Annotated in this window: 5 protein-coding genes; 3 read left to right on the top strand and 2 right to left on the bottom strand. The window is 59.8% G+C overall.

Features of this window, described 5'->3' with window-relative positions; all coding sequences use genetic code 11:
* Nucleotides 1-101 precede the first annotated feature (101 nt).
* Nucleotides 102-1091, bottom strand: coding sequence for a LacI family DNA-binding transcriptional regulator (locus tag E3T50_RS15225; protein ID WP_134553169.1), 990 nt, complete (start codon nucleotides 1089-1091; stop codon nucleotides 102-104).
* A 27-nt stretch (nucleotides 1092-1118) separates the two neighbouring features.
* Entirely contained in the window at nucleotides 1119-2483 is a 1365-nt protein-coding gene (locus E3T50_RS15230; RefSeq protein ID WP_134553171.1) for an MFS transporter, read from the bottom strand.
* Nucleotides 2484-2695: 212 nt separating this feature from the next.
* Between E3T50_RS15230 and hisD the strand changes: the two genes are divergently transcribed.
* The 3 genes from hisD to E3T50_RS15245 are packed head-to-tail and all read left to right on the top strand — an operon-like array spanning nucleotide 2696 to nucleotide 5823.
* Nucleotides 2696-4042: a histidinol dehydrogenase gene (gene hisD / locus E3T50_RS15235; protein WP_134553173.1), complete on the top strand. Its 1347-nt coding sequence runs from the start codon at nucleotides 2696-2698 to the stop codon at nucleotides 4040-4042.
* A 10-nt stretch (nucleotides 4043-4052) separates the two neighbouring features.
* Entirely contained in the window at nucleotides 4053-4799 is a 747-nt protein-coding gene (locus E3T50_RS15240) for an SDR family NAD(P)-dependent oxidoreductase (protein ID WP_134553174.1), read from the top strand.
* A gap of 58 nt (nucleotides 4800-4857) precedes the next feature.
* Nucleotides 4858-5823 (top strand): 3-hydroxyacyl-CoA dehydrogenase family protein, encoded by a 966-nt coding sequence (locus E3T50_RS15245; RefSeq protein ID WP_134553176.1) that lies wholly within the window; start codon nucleotides 4858-4860, stop codon nucleotides 5821-5823.
* Nucleotides 5824-6234 lie beyond the last annotated feature (411 nt).

Raw genomic sequence — 6234 nt, forward strand, 5'->3', positions numbered from 1 at the left:
CAATATCGGCATGCGTCGTAACAGGTTGTTCGCGGAGCCGGCCGTGGAGATCTACCAGCTGCCGTGGGTGTACAGCACAGCCGATCTGAGCCAGCGAAGCCTCAGTCCCGAGCGCTGCCGCGGATGATGAGTTCGCAAGGAAAGACAACGTGTTGAGCTGACATCTGCGGCGAGTTTATGCGATCGAGCAGCATGTGTGCTCCGACGCGAGCCATTTCTCGGCTTGGCTGACGCACGGTGGTGAGGTCGAAAGATTGCCATGCTGCGATTTCAACGTCGTCATACCCGATGACCCAGAAGTCGTCAGGGGCGGCCTGCCCATTACTGCGCACCGCATCGAGGGCTCCGAAGGCCATGAGGTCGTTGGCACAGAAAACGGCTTGCGGTGGATTGGCCTGATTAATGAAGTCATTCATAACCCGAAAGCTTTGCTCGTGCGAGAACCCGCCCTGACGAAGAAGGTCGTCGGGCACCGGATAACCGTGCTCCGTCATCCGGTTCATGAATCCCTGGCCGCGATCGCGCGAGGTGCTCGCGCTTTCGCTGCCTCCGATGAAGCCAACCCGAGTCTTTCCGTGCTGGATCAGATAGTCCGCGACAACGGCCCCGCCGGAGAGATTGTCACTCGTCACCTGATCACATTGCAGACCGTCGATACGACGGTTGATCAAGACAATGGGGCTGCCCTTCTTCAACGCGGCCTGCAGCTCAGCAGAGTCTTCGGTGGCTGTCGTGAAGATGACGCCGTCCACGGCTCGTTCTTGGATGGCACGCAGGGCATCATGGTGACTGCCGCCTCCCGCATTCCAAATGACGACTCTGTAGCCTGCAGCGTCGAGTTCACGGGTCAACTCATCGAGTACTTCTGGGTAGAAGGGATTTGTGATGTCGGCAACGACGACGCCGATTGTGTTCGTACGCTGGGTTTTCATCGCCTGCGCCCCGGCGTGTGGCACGTACTCCAGGGTTTCCATCGCCGCCAGGACCTTGGCCTTTGTCGCAGCGCTGATTCTCGAGGAGGACGACATGGCACGCGAGACTGTCGCCTGGGAAACGCCGGCCAATTGTGCGACGTCTCGGCTGGTTATCACGTCGTCCTCCTCGAAAAGGTTACAGAATTACTTATTGGCGATTGGATCATATTCGGCGGAGAGGCCACGGCGCAGTCGCACCCGTGGGGCCGTCTCGGGGGACCAGAAAGCGCCGACCAAGGTGATGAGTGAGGTCAGCACCATGTAGACCGCCACGAGCCAATACCGGTCAAACTCCGGCCCGATCAACAGCGTAGCGATCAACGGCGCGAACCCGCCGGCGAAAACCGCCGCAACCTGCGGGCCGACCGAGGCTCCAGAGTAGCGCAGCTTCGGTTCGAAAAGCTCTGTGAAGTAGGCGGGCTCGACGGAGTAGCACAGATCACGACCAATGTTGCAGGTGAGGATCAGCACGAGCAGCACCATGAAAAAATCGCCAGTCTGGACGGCCCAGAAGAACGGGAAAGCCATTACCAACATGGTGACTGCGCCGGCCATGACGGTATACCGGCGACCCCACCGGTCGGAAACCCAGCCCCAGAATGGGATGGAGAAGACGCCGAGGCCGGCCATGATCATCGTGGCGAGGAGAATGCTGTTTTTCTCCAGCAAGATCGCCGGACCGTAGGCCAGCAGGAATGTCGTGTAGATGTAGTAGTTAGCGTTCTCCGCGAACCGCATCATGACGACCTTGAGAATAATAAGCGGTCGCGTTTTGATGACTTTCACTACCGGGAGCTTCTCGATCTCGCCCTTGCGCTTGATCTCCTCGAAAACGGGGGATTCGGCGACCTTGCTGCGAATGTAGAACGAGATTGCGACGAGCACGATGGAAATCAGAAACGGAATTCTCCAGCCCCAGGCGACGAAGGCCTCGGGGGTGATGAGGCCCCCCATGATGAAGAATGCACCGTTGGCCAGCAGTGTGCCGACCGGAACGCCGATCTGCGGCCAGGAGCCGAAAAAACCACGACTCTTGGCAGGGGCGAATTCGGTGGCCATGAGAGCCGCACCGCCCCACTCGCCGCCAACTCCGATGCCCTGGACGATGCGCAGCAGCACCAACAGGATGGGTGCTGCGATGCCGATGGTGTTGTAAGTCGGAAGGATGCCGATGAGAAATGTGCCGATGCCCATGAGGCCGAGAGTGATCATGAGCATCTTTTTGCGGCCCAGCCGATCACCAAAGTGGGCGAAGATGATGCCGCCGATCGGGCGTGCGGCGAAGCCGATGGCGTAGGTGCTGAAAGACAACAGGATGCCCACAAACGGGCTGGCGTTGGGAAAGAACTGCACGTTCAGGATGATGGCGGCAGCGACACCGTACACGTAGAAGTCGTACCACTCAATACAGGTACCAAGGGTCGAAGAGACCAGCGCCCTGCGACGCATTTTCGGATCGACCGTGGGTGGAGTTGTGGGGGGTGCAGCTGTTGTGGCGGGGGCGCTCATACCGAGACTCCTTTGTCTGTGACCGTGTCGGCCTCCGGGTACGACCACGTCGGCGGCATCCGTAGACAGGAGTGTATACGTATCCACGACACAGATGCAATGTCTTGATCAACGCGATGTATACGTATACACTCGTCAACAAGTCGGGCTCGGTTGGGCCTCGGACCGGGCGCCTCAAGTGTCGCCCATCAACGTAGATGGAAGGTTTTCCCATGACCGTCGAAACGGCAACCAGTTCATTCGTCGCTTCACAACTGCTGAAGGCGCCGGCAGAGACAAGCACGAACCGCGGCAGTACTCCCGATGTACGTGCCACGGTGGAGAGCGTCATTAACGACGTTCGCACCCGGGGTGATGAGGCTGTGCGGGAGTACTCGAAGAAATTCGACAACTACGCGCCGGAATCATTCCTTCTCACAGCGGAGCAGTTGTCCGAGATTATGGCCCGCGTGCCTCAACAGGTTATTGACGACATCACCTTTGTTCAGGAGCAGGTGCGCTTCATGGGGCAGAAGCAGCTCGAGTCTCTGACGGACTTTGAAATCGAGACTATGCCCGGCGTGCTCCTGGGTCAGAAGAATGTGCCGATCCAGGCGGTCGGTGCCTACATTCCCGGTGGTAAGTATCCGCTGCTGGCCAGCGCTCATATGACCATCATCACCGCCAAGGTCGCCGGAGTCGCTCGCGTGGCCGCCTGCACTCCGCTGATAAAGGGTGAGATTCCGGATGCGACCGTGGTCGCCATGCATCTCGCCGGCGCCGATGAAATCTACCTCCTCGGCGGCATCCAGGCCATTGCGGCTATGGCCGTGGGCACGGAGACCATCAAGCCGGTCAACATGCTCGCCGGCCCGGGCAATGCGTTCGTCGCCGAAGCCAAGCGCCAGCTCTTTGGCGAAGTGGGCATCGACCTTTTTGCCGGACCCACGGAAGTTCTCATTGTCGCTGACGAGCACGCCGATGCATTCATCGTTGCAGTAGACCTCCTTTCCCAGGCAGAACACGGTCCGGATTCGCCGGCCGTACTGATCACGACCAGCGAGAAACTCGCACGAGAGGTCATCGAACACATCGACACCCTGCTGGTCGACATGCCTACTCGGGACTACGCAGCCGCGGCGTGGCAGGACTGGGGCGCCGTTCATGTCGTCCAAAACCTTGATGATGCCTACACCCTCGCCGACGAATACGCCTACGAGCACGTGCAGATTCTCACGGAAAATCCTCGCGAGGCGCTCGAGAAGATGAATTTCTACGGTGCACTTTTCCTGGGCGAGGGAACCTGCGTCTCGTACGGCGATAAGGTGATCGGAACCAACCATGTTCTGCCGACCCGTGGGGCCGCACGCTATACCGGCGGACTCTGGGTGGGAAAGTTCTTGCGTACCGTGACGTACCAGGAAGTCACGAACACCGAATCCAGCGCCTTTTTTGGTGAACTGTGCGGACGGGCAGCACGCGTGGAACGCTTCGAAGGCCACGCCCGCTCGGGAGACGTTCGTGCGGCAAAATACCGCGGCACGACGCTCCCGTGGTCGACTCACACCTTCGAGAAATAGCACGGACCCGATGGTCGACTTTCGTCTGGACGGGCACCGTGTGCTCGTGACCGGCGCCGGGCGCGGGCTCGGCAGGGCCATCGCCGATGGCCTTGCCGAGCAAGGTGCAATCGTCTACGGAACGAGTCGTGATGCGGCGACAAGTCAGCAGATAGGGGACCGGTATGGCACACCGGCGCTGTCCGTCGAGATGACCGACCCTGACTCGATTTCTGAGTTTGTCGCCGCATTGCAGTTGCATAGCGGTGGCATCGACATGCTGGTCAATAATGCCGGCGTAAATATCCCCAAACCCGCCATCGAGGTAACAAATCAGGATTGGGATACCGTTTTCGATACGAATCTCAAAGGCAGCTTCTTCCTGTCGACTGCAGTGGCCAGAAGCTGGCTGAGCAGCGGCACTACGGGGTCCATCGTCAACATTGCCTCCCAAACCGGCATCGTTGCGATTGAAGAACGGGCTTCATACGGCACGAGCAAGGCGGGACTCATTCACCTGACCAAGATTCTGGCTCTTGAATGGGCGGGAAACGGGATTCGGGTCAATGCCGTCGCACCGACATTCGTGCGCACGGAACTGACCGAATCCACCCTGAACCGGCCAGACTGGGCGGCCGAGCTTCTCGGCCGGATCCCGATCGGCAGATTCGGAGAGCCCGAGGACGTCGTCGGAGCCGTCGCATTCCTGCTCAGCGACGCCTCATCGCTTATCACCGGTCATACCATCGCGATCGATGGTGGCTACACCATCCGCTAGACACGATCCAGGCAGCCTCGGGCCACAACCCGGGGCCGCCCCCTCGGAAGGTTCACACATGACTGTCACAGCTAGCATTTCAACAACGGCCGTCGTCGGTTCGGGCTATATGGGAGGCGGCATCGCTCAGGTACTGGCCCTCGGGGGTCACCCGGTCAGACTGGCTGACATCGATGGGCAGACCGCAGAACGGGCGCGCATCCGTCTCATTAGGCAAGCCGAGGATTTTGAGGCCCGGGGCCTGATGCCCTTGGGAGCCGCAGACACCATCGGGAAGAACCTCTCCGCGGCCGGCTCCATTGAGGACGCCGTGGCTGGCGCGGACTACATCGCCGAGGCAGCGCCCGAGACTCTCACGGTCAAACTCGACACCCTGCAGCGGATATCGCAGAGTGCCAGAACTGACGCCATCATCGGCACCAACACTTCTGCGATTTCCATCGGCGAACTGGCCAGGGCCGTCGTCAACCCAGAGCGGTTTCTGGGCGTGCACTGGATGAACCCGGCACCCTTCATTCCTGGCGTCGAGCTGATACCCGGGCCCAGCACCGCTCCGGAGGCCATAGACGTCGCCGAAGCGCTCATCGTCAAATCGGGAAAGATACCCGCGCGCGTGGCAGACACACCGGGATTTGTCGCCAACAGGCTTCAATTCGCGCTCTATAAGGAGGCGATGCGCATCGTCGAAGAGGGCACCGCGACACCCGCACAGATTGACGCTGTCGTCAGCAACTCCTTCGGGTTTAGGCTGGCGCTCTTCGGCCCGTTCGCCATCGGCGATATGGCGGGCCTTGACGTGTATGAAGCGGCCTATGGAACCCTCGAGACGGCCTACGGAGATCGCTTTTCTCCTCCGGAATCGCTAACCAGAATAATCAAGAACGGCGATCTTGGCCTCAAATCTGGCCGCGGAATTCTGGACATCGATGCCGCCAAAACGGAGGCATTACTGGCATATCGCGACCATGCTTACGCCCGCCTGTCCCAGCTGCGCGCCGAGCTTGGGAAGGCCCCCGGACTCTAGATTCACTTGATGAGTGAGTCCTAATGGTCGTGGGCGATGGGGGATCCTTTGTGAGGTGTTTCAATAAAGCCCGTTGTGCCAGATTCGCGACCGGCGACGACGCGGGAGCAAACGCCGGGGTTGGTGTGGGCAGCGACTCGCCGGACTAGATGAAGATGAAGATGAAGAACATGACTATTGACGTAAGTAGCCCGCTTCGTGAACGCGGCTCACGCACGATCCGTTCGACGCGTTTACTGACGATCCGAAATCCGCGGCTATCGTCAGGTCGGCATGCTCATGGCCAGCGCCGCGCCCTAGGTGTTCTTCCCACGGTGGTTGTGTGCGTGGCGAGTTGTAAAAAGGTGAGGACCTCCTGTATCGATTGGGTTACCACACTCACTCGATGCCACGGAGGCCCTCATCTCTCAC

Source organism: Cryobacterium gelidum (assembly GCF_004403985.1).
In the GTDB taxonomy this organism is placed as follows: Bacteria; Actinomycetota; Actinomycetes; order Actinomycetales; family Microbacteriaceae; genus Cryobacterium; species Cryobacterium gelidum.